Below are 18,313 nucleotides of genomic sequence, written 5' to 3' on the forward strand. Positions count from 1 at the left end.
TTCAAACAGCAGGTTATAGCAAACTGAAGGTAAAAAAATGCCACGGCTTAACACCGTGGCAAAATCACTTTTGTGACCGGATTGCAGTACACAAAAAGCCCAAACATAGAAAGACAGGCCATCTCAAGGGTGTCGGTAAATGGCTTTAAACCTCAGCCCCTTGTCTAACCATTATCTTAGACGTTAAAACTCAGATAAGTTCTGTCGTATAAGATAAGCAGGGTTATAAAATTTATCCTCTAAGCTGATTGCCTCATGTTGCTCATAATGAATCAGCGTCACTTTGTCAGGCTGAAAGCCATCAATTAGGCGCATGGTTTTTACACGCTGCTGTGCCTGATCCGCTTCAAAGTAGGCTGTTTTAGCCAACTTACCCGACTTTAGATACAAATTAGCCCTTACCGGAAAAGCGTTATCCGCTTTAAGCCAAAGCTCAATACTCTGATAATTACTGTTACCCGCCTTGGCTTTAAGCACTAGCTTTAAAGCGCCTGCTTCAGCAATATCATTCGTCTGTTCTACCACTCTTGTTGCCTCATAATCTTGGCTCCAAGTCATAGTTGAAATATCACCAACAGAGGCCTGCCCCAAGAGCTTTTGCATAGGCGTAATACGAATAGGGCGTTTAGAGCTTGGCATTAGCAACCAATACTGCTCTTGCAGCATCAGCATTTTTTGTCCTTGCTCTCGGTCTGATTTAAACACCACCAAGCTGCGCTTATCGGTTTGACTATAGACATGATAGAGGTTCTCACTACTGAGCTGATGATTCTCAAAAACCTCAACTCGGGTCACCGACTTAGCCACCGACAAGGGCAGCCGATAGTGATCAGCCTGAGCCAACCAGCTTGCCACTTGTGCGCTTTCTATTTGCGCCTTCCTTGGCATCTCTTCAGCTTGTGCGACTTGAGCGAGCGCCAGATAAGACACACTCAGCAACAGGCTAGCAACGCAAGTGATAGCGCCAGCTGACAACTGTTTTTTGATTGCTCGACTAAACATAGATCAGCGCCTCCGTAATTGGTTTTTTCACCCCTTGGCGAGCCGCCAGCCAAGAACTTAAAACGCATACCACCGCGATGCAAAAAGACACCAACGCCGCTAATGAAAAAGAGAAATAGATTACCAAGGGATAACCTTGATTTCGCCCCGGTGGTGGAGGCATTTGAATATCAGCCCATAACACCCCCAAAGTTAACAGCCCAGATAAGGCCAAACCCACCAACACACCCACAATAACCAACCAAAGCGCCTCTAAAATAAAGTTCAAGATTAACTCGCCAGAGGAAGCCCCCAATGCCGCCAAAGTACCAATCTCTCGGGTGCGTTCAGTAACCGACATGGTTAAAGTGTTAAACAGCGCCACAAACACCACCACCGCCATTACAACCCCTAACACACCAAAAATTCGGTTATAAAGGGATTTAACCCCTTGGTAAAAAAACGCCCTTTGCCACCAAGGGGTTAACTCTAAACCGTTCATAGCAGGTTGGAATTCACTGATTAACTGCGAGGTAGATTCAGTTTCAAAGGCAAAAACAGACAAAGTGCTCACCTTATCGGTTACCAACAAACTTTGTGCATCAGCCAACGATATATAGATCTGACGCTTATCTAACTCAGGAATACCTGTGCTATAAATCCCCTGCACCTGAAAATCCAGCGCATTTAACGCCCCCTCAGTGGTCGTACTTAACAGCGTTACCAAATCCCCTATATTCAGCTTTAAACTGCGGGCTAAATCTTTACCCAACATAATAGGGCTAACATCAGGACTGCTCTGCAAAGGTAAACTATGGCCTTGCTCAAGGGTTAAAAAGGGGCCTTTCAGACTGAACTCATTAGGTAAAACGCCCAAGCCCATAAAAATGCTAGAGTTCTCACCATTACTGATCAAACCGCTTAACTCAATACGAGGCTGCACCGCTTTTACCCTTGAGTCGGCCAACCAAAGCTGACGGATCTGCTCGTACTGAGTTAAACCATTACCCAGCGGCAAATCAGGCTCTTGCTCAAAATATTGCGGTTGCGTCACCATAATATGGCCAATATCCCTTGAGGTTGACTCCTCTAAAGAGTGATAGGTATACAAGCCATAACCGCCAGACGTCATCAGCGCCAGCACAGCAATTGCAATAATTGAAACCGAGAGCAGCGCCCGCCGTTGATTACGCAGCAAATTTAAACCTGCAAATTTGAACTTATTCATCTGCTCAACACCTTCTGTTTATTCATGTTCTCGCCCAACACTGAATCGCAGAGGTCGCGCTCTGCTTGTAATACACCATCTTGTAGATGAATGATGCGATCACAATGTTGCGTCATACGCTCATCATGGCTGGCAATAATAAAAGTGGTATTTTGTTGCGCGCCAATAGTGCGCATTAAACCCACCACCTGCTGAGCAGTTTTACTGTCTAAACTGGCGGTAGGTTCATCTGCAATAACCAGCAAAGGCTCATGTACCAACGCTCTTGCTAACGCCACACGCTGCTGTTGGCCGCCAGACAAACGATCAGGTCGATGCTGCGCGAAAGCCGCCAAACCCACCGCCTCTAACAATTCTGAAACCCGACGTTTAATCTGTGTTGGATGTACACCATTGAGCGTTAACGGATAGGCGATGTTTTCAAAAACCGTCATCACCGGAATCAAGTTAAACCTTTGAAACACAAAGCCTAATTGCTGTCGACGCAGCAACATACGCTGCTTAGGGTCTTTTTCAACCTTTGTACCAGCAAGACGAATCTCCCCCTCAAACTGATGGTCTAGCAAACCACAAATATTCAGCAGCGTGCTTTTACCAGATCCAGAAGGGCCACACAGCGCCACCATTTCACCCTGATTCACATCAAGGTTAATGCCCTTAAGCGCAGGGTACTCGATCTCGCCCTGCCAATATGATTTTTGAATTTGCAGTAGTTGCAACATACAGATCCCCCCTCAGTGCTGAGCGATTAAGCTTTGGGCTTCAGACAAACGTGAAGACAGAGGAGAAAGCTGTTGCAATTGCGCCAACCAATGCTGGGCTTGTGCCGTCTCTTTTTGTGCAAGAGCGGCTTGAATGGCCGACACATAGATCCAATCCACTGCCTCAGTAGGCGCTTGTTTCAAACGAGGATCAGACAGCACCTGCTGAAAAAGCTGAAAGCCTCGCCCTTGATAACCAAAAAAAGCAGGCACTTTAGAAAAGGTCGTTGCGGCTAAAGCTTGCAGATGCAGCGCTTTATTTAAACCTTGATACAGCTCGCTGGCTTCCTGCTCACTTAACGCATTTAAGGCTTTATCCATACGGGCTAAGCCGTTTTCCGTGGCATTGAGCTTTGTCCAAGGCATAAAAGCCTCGCGCCCCACTAAGGTTTCCACCGCACCTAAATAAAACAAACTAGTCGCATCAGAAGGGCTTTTCTGTTGGGCTTTTTGCACGGCATCATACAGCTCATCTAAACCCTCATCGCCGTCAGACTGTGCAATACGGTAATAGTCGGCCACCTGCTGCCCACTCACTTGAGCCTGTACCACACCGGATAAAAGTGTCGTGCCCAGCACCGTTGCCAACAACAATTGTTGAATGGTTTTACTTTGGTTTAAAAACATAAACGCCTCGCCAAGAGTTGAGATCTAGTGTTGATCTCAACAGTCTATGGCGATAAACAGGCACAGTGTTTTGAATGAGATAAAAGGCAAGCGGGGGCGATAAAAGGTCAAAATCGCAGGTGAATGGTTTACATGGTTTTAAACAAACTTTGTGCGCTTCGGCTAACCGGATACTGTTGTCCATTTTTAAGCTGTACGCTCATGCGCCCGAGTAGGTCGCGGCTGACTTTGTCAATTTGACGCACTTGAATAATCACTGAACGGTGCACCAGCCAGAACTGGTCAGGGTCAAGTTGCTGTTTCAGTTCTTTGAGGGAGCTGCGTAGTAAAAACTCGCCTTCGCTGCTGTGTACGGTAACGTATTTGTCTTCTGCCACCAGTGCAAACACCTGATCTATGGCGATGATGTGAATAGATTCACCTTTGGCGGCTTTCAACCATTTTAGGGTTTCTGGTTGTGGCTTGTTTTGTAGCTGCGCTAACAGCTGTTCTATTTGTGTTAAAGGGGTTTGTGACAACGCGGCTGATGGCGCTGATAAGGCTGCCGCACTTGGCTGTTTATTTCTAATGCGGTTAATGGTTTGCTGTAGACGGGCTTCGCTAATCGGTTTTAGCAGGTAGTCTAGCGCCTGCTGTTCAAAGGCTTGCACGGCAAATTCGTCATAAGCGGTGGTAAACACCACCACAGGCGGTTGTTTCATCTGCTGTAATCGCTTTGCCAGTTGCATACCGTCTAAGCGCGGCATTCGAATATCCAAAAAGATTAGATCAGGTGCTAGGCTTTCAATCAGCGCCCAAGCCTGTTCGCCATCGGCGGCTTGTCCTACTATTTCTAACTCTGCCCATAGCTCTGCCAGCATTCGGTCTAGGTGTCGTCTTAGCAGAGGTTCATCGTCAATAATCAATGCCCGCATGGTAACTCCAGTAATACCTGCACACCTGCTGTTTGTGCGCGCTCTTGTAAGCTTAAACGGGCTTTATCGCCATAAAGGGCTTTTAGTCGTGCGCGAATATTTTGCAGGGCCAAACCTTGTCCCTGATGGTGTTGATATTCGGCCTGAAAATTAAAGCCTACACCCGTGTCGATTAGGCTAATACGTAATAGCGGTTGGTTTGGGTTGCTCTGATCAAGCTGCGCCAATAGGTTAATTTGCCCACCTTCGGCTTTAGGCTCTATTCCATGTAGTACGGCGTTTTCCACTAGGGGCTGCAACAAAAAGGGTGGAATTTGGCAGCTTAGGCTATCGGGCTGCGCCTCTACACTGAAACTCAAACGACCTGCTAAACGGGTTTGTTGAATGGCTAAGTAAGCCTCTAGATAGGCGAATTCGTCTTGCAGTGGTACTTGTTGCTGACGATTGTTATGCATTGAGGCACGCAACAGCGCGGTAAGCTGATCTAATAGTTGCTCGGCCTGTTTAGGCTCTTCTCGAATTAATGCTTTTAAGTTAGCAAGGCTGTTAAACAGAAAGTGCGGCTCAATTTGGCTTTGCAATAACAGCAGTTGGCTTTGCGCTAAGGCTTTCTCTTGCTCACTTTGTTGCAGCAGGCTGTCTTGTAGCTGTTGCTTAAGGGCTAGGGCTTGTTCACGGCTATAAAAGTAATAATACAGGCTGACACAAGCGGCTAGGGCAATGGCGATAATTTGCAACATCAGTACATGGCTAACAGGGTAATATAAACTGATTAACCAGTTGGCGTTAAGCGTGCCCAAGCTTAAACCTACCAAAATGCTCAACAGGGTAATTTGCACATTGTGCCAATTTGGCTTTATACGCTGTAACAGTAGATTGGTTAGGTTTGTGCTTAAGCCATAGCCCATTGAGATGGCTAAATGCATCAGATAAGCACCTTCCCAAAGTATCCATGTCAGCAGGGCGATGGCGTTAATCAGTATCACAAAGCGTAATAGACTGTCCCATGGCAGCTGTCTAAGTCTGCGCTTAAGGCTTGGTAACATTGCTGAGGGACTCACCTTTTCAATTGATCGAATTAAAACTGATACTCTAGTCGAGCAAAAAGCTGCTGCTGTATAGGTAATTGACCATAAACAGTAGCAGAATCGCCCTTGAATTGTCGCCATTCAACACTGGCAAGCCAAGCGCGCGGGGCTTTATATTGCAAGCCTAGCGTGCTGATCCAGCCTGCATCATCGGTAAGCAACAGGTCAAGCTTAGGCTGCCAACCATTGGCTTCATACCGCCAGTGCAGCATCAAGTTATGTTGACGCAACGCAGCACGGTTAAAGACTAATGTTTGCGCCCGTTGTAGCTGGCTTTTGGCAGGTTCAGTTAGGCTTTCTAGCTGCGCCCGCTGTTGATCAAGCTGATGCCATTGCGTATTAGACCAAGCACGGCCATCAAACCAATACTCTGCAATCCATTGATGACCTGAGGCGGTGGCATAGGTGCCGCCCACTAATATAGTGGCGCTTGACTGAGATTGCTCAATTGGTGGCGCAAAAGGTTGTAGTTGCCAAACAGGGCTGTGTTGTCGCCACAGTGCTTCAGTGTGAAGCACCCAAGCCTCGCCAAGGGTAGTTAAAGCGGAAAGCCCTAGGTTCCAGTGTTGATGCTGATCAAACAGCCCCAACAGCTGCCACTCTTGCTCTTCTTGTAACTGATAAAAGCGCAGGCCGCAGCCTTGGCTGAGTCGCTCAGTTTTTTGGGGCAGATAATCTTGCCGCTGTAGCACTTTGTCGGAATAACAGAGCACAGAGCGTTCATGCCAGTCTGAGAATTGGCTATAGATCAGCAAGCCATAACCTTGTTCAGGCTCTGCACTTAAGCTTTGGCTTAACGGCTGGCTGAATAAAGCCAAAGGTTTGGCACCATAACTCACGCTAAAACTTAAGGCTTTTTTACCTAGTAGCCAGTCTCCGTGCACTGTGCTGTCTGTGAATGCCGCTTCGTTAATGATCAGGCGCTCAGTAAGCGTTGAGCTTCGCCCTTGATCAGCTAAAAAGCTGACTTGCCACTGGCTAATTGAGTTCTGATACCAAGCTTGTAATTGCGCTTGTTGCTGGTGATGATCTGAGGCGTCAAGTCCTGCGATACTGCGCCCTGCTTTATGGCTGTGGGTAAGGTCTAATTGCCAGCGTTGCTCTGCCCATGCAGAGGGCTGAAGTGTGATAAACAGCATCAAACCGCCCACCAATAGCAGACGATAACGGGCTTTAAGAATAATAGAGCGGTCAAGTGTGGTGCGTGGCTTCATAAAATAGTTACGCTATTGGCTATTATCAGCCTGTAGCATAAAACGAGAATACACTTAGCAAAGCGCAATGCGATAAACCGTAGCCAGAGCGGATAAAGTGACAAGTTAAAGGACTAACGGTGTCATCAAGCAGAGGAAGCGGGGAGAAGTAAAGCAAGACAGGAAAAAAGTGAGGTCAGTGAAACCTGAAAATCGAAAGATGCTGCGTCCACGCCTTTCGCAAGTTATGGGATAACCCCTGACCTCACCTAGAGATTTAGATTTTTATCATATAGCCTGATAAAACGATACCTTTTTAGGCTATTAGTTCATCCATTCAGTAACACAAGTTATGGATTAATCTTAATAAGCTCTACATCAAACACCAAGGTAGAACCACCCGGAATTTTACCCGCAGAGCTGTTGCCATAAGCCAGATGGCTAGGAATGAAAAAGCGGGTTTTCTCGCCTTCAACCATCAACTGAACCCCTTCTGTCCAACCGGGAATAACTTGGTTTAAGCCAAAATCAATCGGTTGGCCGCGAGTGATTGAACTGTCAAACAATGTGCCATCTGTTAGCGTACCTTCATAATGTACACGCACACGGTCTGTTGCGGTTGGATGCACAGTACCCGTGCCTGCTTCTAATACTTTGTATTGCAAGCCAGAGTCAGTGCTTTTTACACCCTCTCGTTGTCCATTTTCTTTTAAGAAATCTAAGCCTGATTGAATGTTAGCCTCAATCGCTTTCTTACTACCGCCCGTCACCCGTTGCACAACAAAAAATACAACGGCCACCAATAAAATGGACAAAATAATTTTAGTCACAGTCAATCCTCTTAAGTTATCTGAAAAATCAATGCACTAGTCTTAGCATTTAATCTCGAAAAGCGACCATTAATTACATTTTTTTGCCATGCTGAGTGGATAAAATCAGATTTTTTTCCACAAGCCCGTTAAAAAATGTTACGGTCTGCGCCCGAAAAAATGCAGCTGTTTTTGATGTTTAAAAACTGATGCACAGAGTAACGCTTTGTGCGCCGATTGGAAGCATTAACACAGGCGTATAACAGATCGGGATAGACAATACCGATCAACAGAAAACTTAGATCTGTCATTATCCTAATAGGATACAAGATCGCACCATTATTTTAGTCAACAGGAGGTCTTCGTGATGTCAAACCTAACCCCAATTTCAGTATCAGACTACTTTGATGATGCGGCCTTTAAACGCTTAAAAGCCTTGGCAGATACCAAGGAAACCCCTTTTGTTGCCATCGACACTCAAACCATAGCCACACACTATGCTGAGTTAGAAGACAACTTTCCTTTTGCCAGCATCTACTATGCGGTGAAAGCCAATCCTGCACCTGAAATTCTAGAGCTGCTGAAAAACAAAGGCAGCAACTTTGATATTGCCTCAATCTACGAGTTAGACAAGGTACTAAAACTGGGCGTAAGCCCTGACCGTATCAGCTATGGCAATACCATTAAAAAAAGCAAAGACATTCGCAAGTTCTATGAAGCGGGTGTACGCCTTTACGCCACAGATTCAGAAGCAGATCTGCGTAACATCGCCAAAGCCGCGCCCGGTTCAAAAGTGTTTGTGCGTATTCTCACAGAAGGCACCGACACCGCAGACTGGCCGTTATCACGCAAGTTTGGTTGCCAAAACGATATGGCAATGGACTTGCTGATGCTGGCTCGTGACCTTGGCCTAGATCCTTATGGCGTCTCTTTCCATGTTGGTTCACAACAGCGGGACATTGGCGCGTGGGACTCTGCATTGGGTAAAACCAAAGTAATTTTTGAGCGCCTAAAAGAAGAAGAAGGCATTCACCTGAAAATGATCAACATGGGCGGTGGCTTTCCAGCCAACTACATCACCCGCACCAATGATTTGAAAACCTATGCCGAAGACATTACCCGCTTTTTGCGTGAAGACTTTGGTGATGACTTTCCAGAAATTATTATCGAGCCGGGACGCTCACTAATCGCCAATGCAGGTATCTTAGTTAGCGAAGTGGTGCTGATCTCTCGTAAATCACGCACCGCCCTTAACCGATGGATCTACCAAGATGCGGGTAAGTTTTCAGGCTTAATCGAAACCTTAGATGAAGCGATTAAATTCCCGATTTACACCGAAAAAACAGGGGAAATGGAAGAGGTCGTCATCGCAGGCCCTACCTGTGATAGTGCCGACGTGATGTACGAAAACTACAAATACGGCCTGCCGCTGAACCTTGCCATTGGTGATCGTTTGTACTGGTTAAGCACAGGGGCTTATACCACCACGTATAGCGCCATTGAGTTTAACGGCTTTCCACCACTGAAAGATTATTACGTGTAATCAAAGTGCTACCTCTTATAAAATGGGCTGCATTGCAGCCCATTTTATTCAGTTATAACAATTTGGTGTTGTTTATCGACGGAAGCCGTATCGGATGATCTTCAGCAGAATAGCGCCCAATTAAGGTGTGAGCCACGCTACCACGACACTCAACTTAAACGCCGTAAACACTGAACTAAACCTAAACTAAAAATGCCAAGTGTGGGGAATCACTCTTAAATTGTTTGTTAAGTTTTTATTGACACGGATGCTTATCAGCGTATGATCCTAATCCAACAGAGCCAATGTCCAATCCTGATCTAGCATCAGTGACGTCTTGGCCTTTTTTTTGCCTGAAATTTAGAATATGACAGAACCTGTTGAAGTTAAACCATTTTTTGAGTATGACGAACTAATCCAGCGCTTAACTGAGCGCGGTATGTTGATAAAAGATCCTCTTAGGGCACAACGGAAACTAACACAAGTTGGTTACTACAGGCTGTCTGGCTATTGGCATACGTCTCGAAAGTTTAGCTATGTCGATAACAAAATAAAGCACCAAAATGAGTTTCAGGCAAATACCTACTTTGAGAACATTTTCGAATTTTACTTATTCGATAAACGGTTAAGAGTTGAGTTTACAGACGCATTGGAGCGAATTGAAATCTATCTGCGTACCATCATCGCGCATGAGATAGGTAGAACAGATCCATTAGCATATTTAGACAAAAAGCAATTTTCAAAAGCGGCTTTCAAAGAAGGGGCTAAGATCCATTATGAATCATGGCTTGATCGACATAACCGTCTAATTGATCAAAGTAAAGAAGATAGTATAAAAGACCACAGAAGTAAAAATAAGCCAATTCCTCTTTGGGTAGCAGTTGAAGCATGGGACTTTGGAGCGCTTTCAAAATTCTATAGTATTTTGTCTGGTAAAAATCAAGATCTAGTCTGTAACCGCTTAGGTCTTGATAATCGTATAGAACTAGACAACTGGCTCATTAACCTTAGTGACATACGGAATAGATGTGCTCATCATGCGCGTCTATGTAACCGTTCTAACCCAAGAACCCTGAAAATACCTAAGAAAGGGTACTTTAACCTACTAGGTCTTAGCCAAAAGCAGAAAGAAAAATTCTACGGGATGATCGCTGTAATTTGGTTTTTATTAAAAAAAATTGGGCCAAGTTCTAAATGGATTTGCCGTATCGCTGACTTGATTGACCAGAAGCCTGAAATTCCAGGTTTCACTTATAAATCAATGGGATTACCTGAAACTGGTTTTCCTCGAAAACTATTCCCAGAAACTATTAAAGCAATACCTGTAGTAGTTGAAAAGTCACCTATGGAAGAACTTGAACATCGATTAGATCAGCTTCTTACGTTTGGAAACGAGTATGATTTAAAAGAAATCGCAACTCACGATAGTGAACGATTAAAAGAAGCTATTGAAGCACTAACAGAGCATTCTTACGAGCTTGATGCGCTCATTGATGAAACTTAACTATTAATCGGTTATACAGATGGCGAAGCCATGGCTATAACCGTTTGTTGAACGGCCGCTGGCACTCTAGGGAATTTGCTTTTTAACACGATGTTTTCCCTGTCAACCTGTGGCTTATCTACGCGCTATTTTCTGGCCTGTTCCGCGCCTAAGTCGCTCGCTTGGTTCACTATTTTTTTCTAATAAAGCACTCTTTTACCTGTTTTCTGGTGCGCTAGCAACAATCACCGCTCAGGCTATACCCGAAGTGCTTAACACTTTGCTGTTAATCAAGTTTTGGGTTCAATTTATGCTGGTCAAAATGGCAGCCAATATTGAACAGATGGCAGGCTTGTTTAATCTGCAATAGCTGAAACAAGCAAGTTGGGTGAATCATTAATAAGCTTGGTACATCTGTGAAGGCCAAACCATATATTGTTTGCTAGGCTAGGCTGGAAAAACCTTAATCAATTGTCTGGCCTTGGGTGCGTATCAGTTACCCCCATACTTTAGGCTGAAATTTAATCACGATTCATAAATAAGAATGAATATTCATTGATTCTGAATCTTTCTGATAGTTTAATGCCCCGCCATAAATAGCAGTCCTAGTGAGTTGATTTTTAAGCTTGTTCTGTACTGCCTGCTACTGATTCATTCAAGACGCTCGGCCAAAAAATGGGCGGAGCTATCCACGAGGTCATTTTAAATTGAAGCCGAAAGGGATCCAGCCAACGGATGTTGAGCGGAAGATGCGTGCGGAAGACTTTATCGTCTCCAAAACCGATGCAAAGGGCAGGATTATCTACTGCAATCCAATTTTTATTGAGTTCTCTGGTTACACCGAAAAAGAGCTTTTAGGCCAGCAACACAATATTATTCGCCACCCTGATATGCCCAGAACTACTTTTAAGCTGGCTTGGGACTGCATTCAAGCCGGTAATGAGTTTTTTGCTTATGTAAAGAATATGAGTAAGGACGGTAGTTTTTACTGGGTGCTGGCGCATATGACGCCTGACCTAGATGTGAATGGCCGACCTATTGGCTATACCTCTGTTCGTCGTTGCCCTAAACCTGAAGCGCTAGATGTGATTCGACCGCTATATGCAAAAATGTTGGCCGCTGAACGTGCGGCAGGGGCTAAGACTGCGCTTGAGGCAGGTTATCAGGCTTTGCAGGATCAATTGTTACGGGAGGGTAAAAGTTATGAAGAACTGGTTCTCACTATCTAGTCAGTATTTATTGCCCTCTTTGGTATTGGTGGCAGGCTGTATTGCCTCTATTTGGCTTCCAATTGCGCCTTTAGTAGGCAGCATTGTTGCGGCTATTTGGCTGTTAATTTTGACCGCTAAACCCCGTACCAATCCTGAGGCAGTAGAGATTAGGGAGTTGTTTGAGAAGGTCGCTAATGGTCGACTGGAACAGCGCTTGCCGAAAACGATGCAAGACCCTGAGCTTGATCTGTTACGTATTCGAATCAATTCGGCACTGGATCAAACTGAAACTGCTTTTCGAGAAATATTGGGTACGGTACAGGCCTCTGGTCATGGACAGTATTATAGAAGGCTACAAGTTACGGGCTTAAACGGTACTTTCCGCAAGGTATTAGAAGAAATTCAGTTGGTTTTAGATGAAGTACAAAGCACTCAGGAAATTGTTGACCGTGAGTCTTTGCTGTCCCGTATTTTTCTACGCTCAGAACGCGGTATGTCTTCTGCGCTGAACACAACTAATGTAACGCTGGATAATGTTAATCAGCAGGCGGATTATATCGCCAATTTCTCCAGTGGTTTTTCTGAAACCGCTCAGTCAATGGTTCAAGCTGCGGCACGTATGTCTGAGGCGTTAAAAGAGGCGGGCGAATCGGCAGAGTCTGGCTCTTCTGCTTTGCATGACTTGGCAGAAGCTGCCTCTGAAATCCGCAATCGTAGCACCCAAATTGATGATCTAGCGGGGCAAACTAACCTGCTCGCATTGAACGCAGCCATTGAGGCGGCGCGCGCAGGTGAGGCGGGACGAGGTTTTGCGGTTGTTGCCGATGAAGTGCGTAATCTTGCAGATCAGTCGCGTAATACTGCTCAAGAAATTTCCACGTCAATCAAAACGATGATGGAGACGCTGTCCTCCATGTCTAGCCGATTTGATGTGTTATGCAAGGCGGTTGATGAAGCAAGAGAGACCTCTGGTATTTTTGGTGAAACACTCAAGCAATCTGCTGAGTCGGCTTATACCGTTAATGAGCAAGCAGGTAAGATCAGCCAGCTCACGGGGGTTATGGGCAACTCAATGAAGCTGCTTAGAGGTGCTCAGAAGGCACGGGAAGATGTTAATAGCATTCTGAACGGTCGACCTATTGAGACGAGAAAACTATCCGCTATTGAACAGAAGGCGATTGATATTGCCGAGCAAGGACGTTGGTCAAAAGAGGGTAGCGACCGAGAGGCGTTGATAGAAATTTACGATCAGGTGTTTACTGATATTGAGCGCCAGCTTGAGGGCTTGCGCTAGTCTCGTTAGCCGCTTCCAAATAAAAGCACTCATCAGCCTTTATAAGCCTGATGAGTGTTTCTGTTCAGTCTTATGCAATCTGTATTATCAAAAGCGTAAGACCTCGCCATATCTAGCCATGATCAATTCAAAACGAGCGCTCTGTTTTCAAAGCAATTTGGGAGAATTTAGCACCCGTGCTAATCTGCCGCCTGTTTTGCTTAATTATCTGGCGGGAGAGTTCAAATGCATCTGCATATTTTGGGTATTTGCGGTACGTTCATGGGCAGTTTGGCCCTACTAGCCCGTGAGCTTGGGCATAAAGTAACGGGATGCGATGCAAATGTTTACCCGCCTATGAGCACTCAGCTAGAGGAGCAGGGCATTGAGATCACCCAAGGTTTTGACCCGATTCAATTAGAGCCAGCCCCTGATTTAGTCATTATTGGCAATGCGATGAGCCGTGGTAATCCAGCGGTTGAGTATGTGCTTAACAAAGGGATTCCTTATACCTCTGGCCCGCAGTGGCTGGCAGAGCATGTTTTACAAGGCCGCTGGGTGCTAGCGGTCTCTGGCACTCATGGCAAAACAACCACAACCAGTATGTTGGCTTGGATTTTAGAGTACGCCAATATGGCTCCGGGTTTTCTGGTGGGCGGCATACCAGAGAACTTTGGTTTATCTGCTCGGTTAGGAGAAACCCCTTTCTTTGTGATTGAGGCCGATGAGTATGATAGTGCCTTCTTTGATAAACGCTCTAAGTTTGTACACTACCGCCCTAGAACACTGATCATGAACAATCTAGAGTTTGATCATGCGGATATTTTCCCAGATTTGGCGGCTATTCAGCGTCAATTCCATCATTTAGTGCGTATTGTACCCAGTGATGGTGCTGTTATTTATCAAGAGAGTGACAGCCTTAAGCAAGTTCTGGCTCAAGGCTGCTGGACTCAGTGTCAAAGCCTAAGCAGTAATCAGGAGACAGCTGATTGGGATTCGGTGTTGCTAAAAGCTGACGGCAGTGAGTTTAAAGTGTTGTATCAAGGCAAGCAGGTTGGCATTGTTCAATGGCCCTTATCAGGGCAACACAATGTAGCCAATGCATTAGCGGCTATCGCAGCGGCACGCCATGTAGGGGTTATGCCAGAAATATCAGCACAAGCCTTGGCTCAGTTTCAAAATGTAAAACGTCGTATGGAGCTACGCGGAGAGGTTAACGGTGTTCGAGTCTATGATGATTTTGCTCATCATCCTACGGCCATTAATACTACGCTTGAAGGTGCACGTCGTCAGCTAGAGTTACAGCAAGACAAGGACAAAGCAGGACGCATCATCGCGGTTATTGAACCACGCTCTAATACGATGCGTTTAGGTACTCTGCAAAACCAGTTGGCGCAATGTACTCAACATGCGGATCAAGTCTTCTGGTATCAGCCAGAAGGCTTAAACTGGAATTTAGAGCAAGTGTTGGCAGACTCAATCGTACCAGCACAGGTGCTGTCAGATATTGATAGGTTAGTCGCCCAGCTTGTAGCCCAAAGCCAGAAAAATGATCGTATTGTTATTATGAGTAACGGTGGCTTTGCTGGAATTCATAATAAGTTACTCAATGCACTGTCCATTGCCAATCAGGTGTAGAAGAACCATGTCGAGAACCCCTAGTCTTGATGTAAAAAGAGAGCGTGTGACCGTTGCTTTAACTGGAGCCTCTGGCGTGCAATATGGCATTCGTTTGATCGAGTGTTTGATTACTTTAGGTTGTGAAGTTTCTGTGTTGGTCTCTAAGGCTGCCCAAGTGGTTATCGCCACAGAAACTGAGGAGAAGTGGCCGTCTGACAGCCAGCGCTTGCAAGAGGTTTTATGCCAACGCTTTAATGCCAGCTCTGAGCAGATCAAAGTGTATGGCCGAGAAAATTGGATGTCGCCAGTTGCCTCAGGGTCAGGAGCGCCTCATAAAATGGTGATATGTCCCTGCTCAACAGGGACTTTGTCAGCCATTGCCACTGCGGCCAGTAATAATTTGATTGAACGGGCGGCAGATGTTGCATTAAAAGAGCGTAGGCAGTTGATATTAGTACACCGCGAAGCGCCCTATCATGAGGTTCACTTACAGCACATGCTAACGCTAACCCGTATGGGTGCCTTGGTGATGCCAGCCAGCCCAGGCTTTTACCATAACCCCAAAACAGTTAACGATATGGTGGACTTTATCGTTGCCAGAATATTAGATCAGCTTGGCTTTGATCAAAGCTTAATGCCACGCTGGGGAGAAGCTGTTTAAACAGTTGCTATAGACGGTGTTATGGCCTAAAGCGTTAACACCGTTTTTTTAACGTCTCTTTAATTGCCGCCGCTAAAATCAAAGTGCCTCCCAGTAATGTCATCAACGCAGGTTGATCTCCTAGTAGCAAAAAAGCCAGCACTACGCCGTAAACAGGCTGTAAACAGGAGATAAGGCTAATAGAGGCTGCTTTTAAGTAACGCAGACTATTGGCCAGTAAGGTGTGAGGCGCAGCAGTAAAAACAGTGCCCAACAGCAAAATCTGTAACCACTGCTCATAACCTAACTCTGCTACAGCCTCTGAAGTAAAGGGCAGTAACATCAGCATTACAAACAATGTTTGCCACCCCATAGTTAACAAAGGGCTGTAGTGGCTGAAGTAGCGTTTTTGAATCAAATTGCGCAGCGTGAATAAAAATGCAGAAACAACGCCCCAAAAAATCCCAACACTGATGGGGTTTTCACTGTCAAGCGCAGGGGTCATTAACACAACCCCCAATATTACGAGTAGCGCCGCGCCTAAATCCCCTAACCGTAAGCGAGTTTTATCAAACAGAGGTTCTAGCAGAACCGTGATAACCGGAAAGGTAAAAAGTGACAACATGCCCACCGCTACACCTGCCACTTGCATTGCATGAAAATAGGTAATCCAGTGCAGCCCCATCAATACAGATAAACCAAACATGCCTAACCAGTAGCGATGATTAGTGAAAACAACGGGTTGGTTACGGATTTTTAACCAGCCTAGTAATAGAACCGCTGCAACTAGGCAACGCCAGGTGGTCATATCCAGAGCGTTTAGAGCAATTGTTTGTGAAAATAGTGCAGTACCGCCAAACAGCAGCAAGCCCGCATGTAGACTCAATAGACCCTTTAGATGGTCGCTCAAATTATAATCCTTGTATATTGTCTTCTTGTCGCTGAGAGGCGCGGGCTAAAAAGCGTTCTACGCTTTCATCCTCTAACAAGGTTACAGGGTTCAGATGAATATTAATCAAGCTATTCTCAAGGTCCGTGTGTTCATAAATATGCTGCGTCATGCGCTCTTTTAATACTATGCCGCCATTGATAGAGGTATTGGGCAGCAGTACCAAAAAACAAGCGTCTTCAATTCGGTATAGCTCATCCCCTGTACGACAAACTTGTCGAATAGTTTCGCTCAGTTTAATCAGTAATTTTCGAGCGTGCCCCTCGCCATTTTGACTGCTGTATTCGTCTAGTTCCCTTAAGCTAATTTGCAACACGGATAAAGGTCGTGTTGTTGCTTGTGCTCGGGCAACCTCTGCTTCTAGCCGTTGAGTTAAATGGCTGGCCGTGAAGGTGCTGGTCAGGCTATCTTTGCCACTGAGTTGCTCTAGAGTGCGAGTTTGACGCTCTTGGGCGTAGGCAAAAATAAGGCTAATACCAGAGAAAAGGGCAAAGTTAACTAGAAAATCAAGCAAGACAACGGTGCTGTCTATGTCTATACGCAGCAGTAATAGTATTAGCAGCAAAGCCAATACAAAGCTTGCCGACTTAACGGGTAATATAAAGTAGGCCAGCACGGGCATCATATAAAGCCACTGACGATAAAGCGGGTTAATAATAGGTGTCGAGCTGAGCAACACTGCCGCCAGTACAACTAATACGGTGTATGCGCTTAAATGACCATTTTCTTCAGATTGAAAAAAAGCTAAAACAGCGACAACCAGTACAATAGGGCTGGCAAAAGCAGGCCATAGTATTTGCTCATAATGCCCTAGTACATAGTGATACCAAGCAGTAACAGCCAGCACTACAGCTAAAGCCAAGTACAGTGTTGCAGATACTTTAGTGCGTAATAATGAAACCTGTGCTGGTAGCTCAAACATACTCTTCACCATCATCGGCCTCGTCTAGATAGGTATCAAAGTCGCTGATTAAACACAAAGGCGTATTAGTCTCTTGCCCTCTCGCCTTCTGCATTGCAAGCGTTGTCTTTCGTAAAATATCCTGTTCATTATCGTGCTCGTTTGGAATAACAGCGGCCAAAGCGATGCTTTTATCTAGGCTTATTTGAAACTTTTCGCAAAGCTTTAAGTTATCTGCATGATGGGCACTAGGTAGAAGTGCAACAAGCTGATTTTGATAGCGATAAACACGGTCAAATGGACGTAGTTGAGCTTTAAGCTTTTTATTGATTTTTTGTAGTGAAATTGGTGTGGCGCTATTTCTAGATTGTACACACAATATGGTCAGGCTAGTGTTTTCGCGGTCAGCCCGTGCAAGCTCTCTTGGTAGGTCGTCAATAAGCTGCTGTTCATTATAAGCGCCGCTTTCTGCATCTATACTGACCAACTTTTGCAAATGGTGCTGACGCTCTCTACTTGTAAATATCAACACACAGGCGATTGTGGTGGCAGACCAAAACAAGAACAACACCTGTAATCGCTCAATGCCATCTAATTGCACTGTGGTTGACAGTGTGAAAATCACCGCGTAGAGCATAATCAGAGTCAGTGCCGACTGAAACGCCAGTAAGCTAAATAGATAAAGCGGCAACAAATAAGCCCAATTAGCAGCCAATATAGTAGGCTGCCACTGCCCTGCTATACTTAGCCCTCCGAAAAATAGCAAAATTAAAAATGGTATAATGCGTGAGGGCTGGTAAATCCGCCAAAAATTATAAACGCCACAAGATAGCAGCAAAAAACCGCCTATATCTAATAGCCAAGCACTTAAATGTGACTGATGTAAATAATTCACACCACCCAAGATCAATGTTCCAATGCCCGCAAATATGAAATAAAGGGCGTGCAGCCGTGCTTTGTACTTAGTGTCCATTAGCGTATAGTTGCCAGTTCCGTAGGGTGAGACTCAAATGAGAGTTAGATCAAAGTGTCGAGATTATAACACCAGCCATAAGACACTGAATCAAGGCCCTCAATAAAAAGTGGTAAAACACAAAGGTACCAAAGGTTTAG

The 18,313-nt window shown here is 45.3% G+C and carries 17 protein-coding genes; 6 read left to right on the forward strand and 11 right to left on the reverse strand.

Annotated features, from left to right (window positions below; genetic code table 11):
• Positions 1 to 183: 183 nt before the first annotated feature.
• The 8 genes from B5D26_RS04885 to B5D26_RS04920 all read right to left on the reverse strand — a co-directional run bounded on the left by B5D26_RS04885 (position 184) and on the right by B5D26_RS04920 (position 7,622).
• Positions 184 to 1,002 (reverse strand): outer membrane lipoprotein-sorting protein, encoded by an 819-nt coding sequence (locus B5D26_RS04885; protein WP_078744610.1) that lies wholly within the window; start codon positions 1,000 to 1,002, stop codon positions 184 to 186.
• Positions 995 to 2,209, reverse strand: a complete 1,215-nt coding sequence (locus B5D26_RS04890; protein WP_078744611.1) for an ABC transporter permease — start codon at positions 2,207 to 2,209, stop codon at positions 995 to 997. Before B5D26_RS04890 ends, B5D26_RS04885 begins: the two co-directional genes overlap by 8 nt.
• A complete protein-coding gene (locus tag B5D26_RS04895) occupies positions 2,206 to 2,931 on the reverse strand; it encodes an ABC transporter ATP-binding protein (RefSeq protein WP_078744613.1) in 726 nt (241 codons plus the stop codon). Before B5D26_RS04895 ends, B5D26_RS04890 begins: the two co-directional genes overlap by 4 nt.
• Positions 2,932 to 2,943: 12 nt before the next feature.
• Positions 2,944 to 3,597 (reverse strand): hypothetical protein, encoded by a 654-nt coding sequence (locus tag B5D26_RS04900; protein ID WP_078744614.1) that lies wholly within the window; start codon positions 3,595 to 3,597, stop codon positions 2,944 to 2,946.
• A 128-nt stretch (positions 3,598 to 3,725) separates the two neighbouring features.
• Positions 3,726 to 4,511, reverse strand: a complete 786-nt coding sequence (locus B5D26_RS04905; protein WP_078744616.1) for a LytR/AlgR family response regulator transcription factor — start codon at positions 4,509 to 4,511, stop codon at positions 3,726 to 3,728.
• Entirely contained in the window at positions 4,499 to 5,557 is a 1,059-nt protein-coding gene (locus B5D26_RS04910) for a sensor histidine kinase (RefSeq protein ID WP_159445596.1), read from the reverse strand. Before B5D26_RS04910 ends, B5D26_RS04905 begins: the two co-directional genes overlap by 13 nt.
• 32 nt (positions 5,558 to 5,589) lie before the next feature.
• On the reverse strand, positions 5,590 to 6,813 hold the full coding sequence (locus B5D26_RS04915) for a hypothetical protein (protein ID WP_078744618.1): 1,224 nt from the start codon (positions 6,811 to 6,813) through the stop codon (positions 5,590 to 5,592).
• 329 nt (positions 6,814 to 7,142) lie between these two features.
• On the reverse strand, positions 7,143 to 7,622 hold the full coding sequence (locus B5D26_RS04920; protein ID WP_078744619.1) for a BamJ family beta-barrel-assembly machinery protein: 480 nt from the start codon (positions 7,620 to 7,622) through the stop codon (positions 7,143 to 7,145).
• Between the two features lie 346 nt (positions 7,623 to 7,968).
• On the opposite strand from B5D26_RS04920, the gene B5D26_RS04925 reads away from it, so the two are divergent.
• From B5D26_RS04925 to B5D26_RS04955, 6 genes are all read left to right on the forward strand, one after another.
• Positions 7,969 to 9,144: a type III PLP-dependent enzyme gene (locus B5D26_RS04925; protein WP_078744620.1), complete on the forward strand. Its 1,176-nt coding sequence runs from the start codon at positions 7,969 to 7,971 to the stop codon at positions 9,142 to 9,144.
• 346 nt (positions 9,145 to 9,490) lie between these two features.
• On the forward strand, positions 9,491 to 10,627 hold the full coding sequence (locus B5D26_RS04930; RefSeq protein ID WP_078744621.1) for an Abi family protein: 1,137 nt from the start codon (positions 9,491 to 9,493) through the stop codon (positions 10,625 to 10,627).
• A gap of 728 nt (positions 10,628 to 11,355) precedes the next feature.
• Positions 11,356 to 11,835, forward strand: a complete 480-nt coding sequence (locus B5D26_RS04940) for a PAS domain-containing protein (RefSeq protein ID WP_234985187.1) — start codon at positions 11,356 to 11,358, stop codon at positions 11,833 to 11,835.
• Positions 11,810 to 13,111, forward strand: coding sequence for a methyl-accepting chemotaxis protein (locus B5D26_RS16600; protein ID WP_078744624.1), 1,302 nt, complete (start codon positions 11,810 to 11,812; stop codon positions 13,109 to 13,111). Before B5D26_RS04940 ends, B5D26_RS16600 begins: the two co-directional genes overlap by 26 nt.
• Before the next feature lie 225 nt (positions 13,112 to 13,336).
• Positions 13,337 to 14,728: a UDP-N-acetylmuramate:L-alanyl-gamma-D-glutamyl-meso-diaminopimelate ligase gene (gene mpl, locus B5D26_RS04950; RefSeq protein WP_078744625.1), complete on the forward strand. Its 1,392-nt coding sequence runs from the start codon at positions 13,337 to 13,339 to the stop codon at positions 14,726 to 14,728.
• A gap of 7 nt (positions 14,729 to 14,735) precedes the next feature.
• Positions 14,736 to 15,371 (forward strand): flavin prenyltransferase UbiX, encoded by a 636-nt coding sequence (locus B5D26_RS04955; RefSeq protein ID WP_078744626.1) that lies wholly within the window; start codon positions 14,736 to 14,738, stop codon positions 15,369 to 15,371.
• Between the two features lie 34 nt (positions 15,372 to 15,405).
• On the opposite strand, the gene B5D26_RS04960 is transcribed toward B5D26_RS04955, so the two are convergent.
• From B5D26_RS04960 to B5D26_RS04970, 3 genes are read right to left on the reverse strand one after another with little or no spacing between them, the layout of a single operon-like run.
• Positions 15,406 to 16,260 (reverse strand): DMT family transporter, encoded by an 855-nt coding sequence (locus tag B5D26_RS04960; protein ID WP_200810617.1) that lies wholly within the window; start codon positions 16,258 to 16,260, stop codon positions 15,406 to 15,408.
• Between the two features lies 1 nt (position 16,261).
• A complete protein-coding gene (locus B5D26_RS04965; RefSeq protein ID WP_159445597.1) occupies positions 16,262 to 17,221 on the reverse strand; it encodes a GGDEF domain-containing protein in 960 nt (319 codons plus the stop codon).
• On the reverse strand, positions 17,214 to 18,173 hold the full coding sequence (locus B5D26_RS04970; RefSeq protein WP_078744628.1) for a hypothetical protein: 960 nt from the start codon (positions 18,171 to 18,173) through the stop codon (positions 17,214 to 17,216). The genes B5D26_RS04965 and B5D26_RS04970 overlap by 8 nt, the downstream gene beginning before the upstream one ends.
• Positions 18,174 to 18,313 lie beyond the last annotated feature (140 nt).

Origin of the sequence: Oceanospirillum multiglobuliferum, from assembly GCF_900167095.1 — a bacterium.
Taxonomy (GTDB): Bacteria; Pseudomonadota; Gammaproteobacteria; order Pseudomonadales; family Halomonadaceae; genus Oceanospirillum; species Oceanospirillum multiglobuliferum.

What these genes read in the sequence shown, in the direction of transcription:
- B5D26_RS04905 (WP_078744616.1), bottom strand. Translation starts at nt 4,511, where the DNA reads ATGCGGGCATTGATTATTGACGATGAACCTCTGCTAAGACGACACCTA.
- B5D26_RS04930 (WP_078744621.1), top strand. Translation starts at nt 9,491, where the DNA reads ATGACAGAACCTGTTGAAGTTAAACCATTTTTTGAGTATGACGAACTA.
- B5D26_RS04970 (WP_078744628.1), bottom strand. Translation starts at nt 18,173, where the DNA reads ATGGACACTAAGTACAAAGCACGGCTGCACGCCCTTTATTTCATATTT.
- B5D26_RS04890 (WP_078744611.1), bottom strand. Translation starts at nt 2,209, where the DNA reads ATGAATAAGTTCAAATTTGCAGGTTTAAATTTGCTGCGTAATCAACGG.
- B5D26_RS04910 (WP_159445596.1), bottom strand. Translation starts at nt 5,557, where the DNA reads ATGTTACCAAGCCTTAAGCGCAGACTTAGACAGCTGCCATGGGACAGT.
- B5D26_RS04955 (WP_078744626.1), top strand. Translation starts at nt 14,736, where the DNA reads ATGTCGAGAACCCCTAGTCTTGATGTAAAAAGAGAGCGTGTGACCGTT.
- B5D26_RS04895 (WP_078744613.1), bottom strand. Translation starts at nt 2,931, where the DNA reads ATGTTGCAACTACTGCAAATTCAAAAATCATATTGGCAGGGCGAGATC.
- B5D26_RS16600 (WP_078744624.1), top strand. Translation starts at nt 11,810, where the DNA reads ATGAAGAACTGGTTCTCACTATCTAGTCAGTATTTATTGCCCTCTTTG.
- B5D26_RS04925 (WP_078744620.1), top strand. Translation starts at nt 7,969, where the DNA reads ATGTCAAACCTAACCCCAATTTCAGTATCAGACTACTTTGATGATGCG.
- mpl (WP_078744625.1), top strand. Translation starts at nt 13,337, where the DNA reads ATGCATCTGCATATTTTGGGTATTTGCGGTACGTTCATGGGCAGTTTG.
- B5D26_RS04940 (WP_234985187.1), top strand. Translation starts at nt 11,356, where the DNA reads ATGCGTGCGGAAGACTTTATCGTCTCCAAAACCGATGCAAAGGGCAGG.
- B5D26_RS04965 (WP_159445597.1), bottom strand. Translation starts at nt 17,221, where the DNA reads ATGTTTGAGCTACCAGCACAGGTTTCATTATTACGCACTAAAGTATCT.
- B5D26_RS04915 (WP_078744618.1), bottom strand. Translation starts at nt 6,813, where the DNA reads ATGAAGCCACGCACCACACTTGACCGCTCTATTATTCTTAAAGCCCGT.
- B5D26_RS04900 (WP_078744614.1), bottom strand. Translation starts at nt 3,597, where the DNA reads ATGTTTTTAAACCAAAGTAAAACCATTCAACAATTGTTGTTGGCAACG.
- B5D26_RS04885 (WP_078744610.1), bottom strand. Translation starts at nt 1,002, where the DNA reads ATGTTTAGTCGAGCAATCAAAAAACAGTTGTCAGCTGGCGCTATCACT.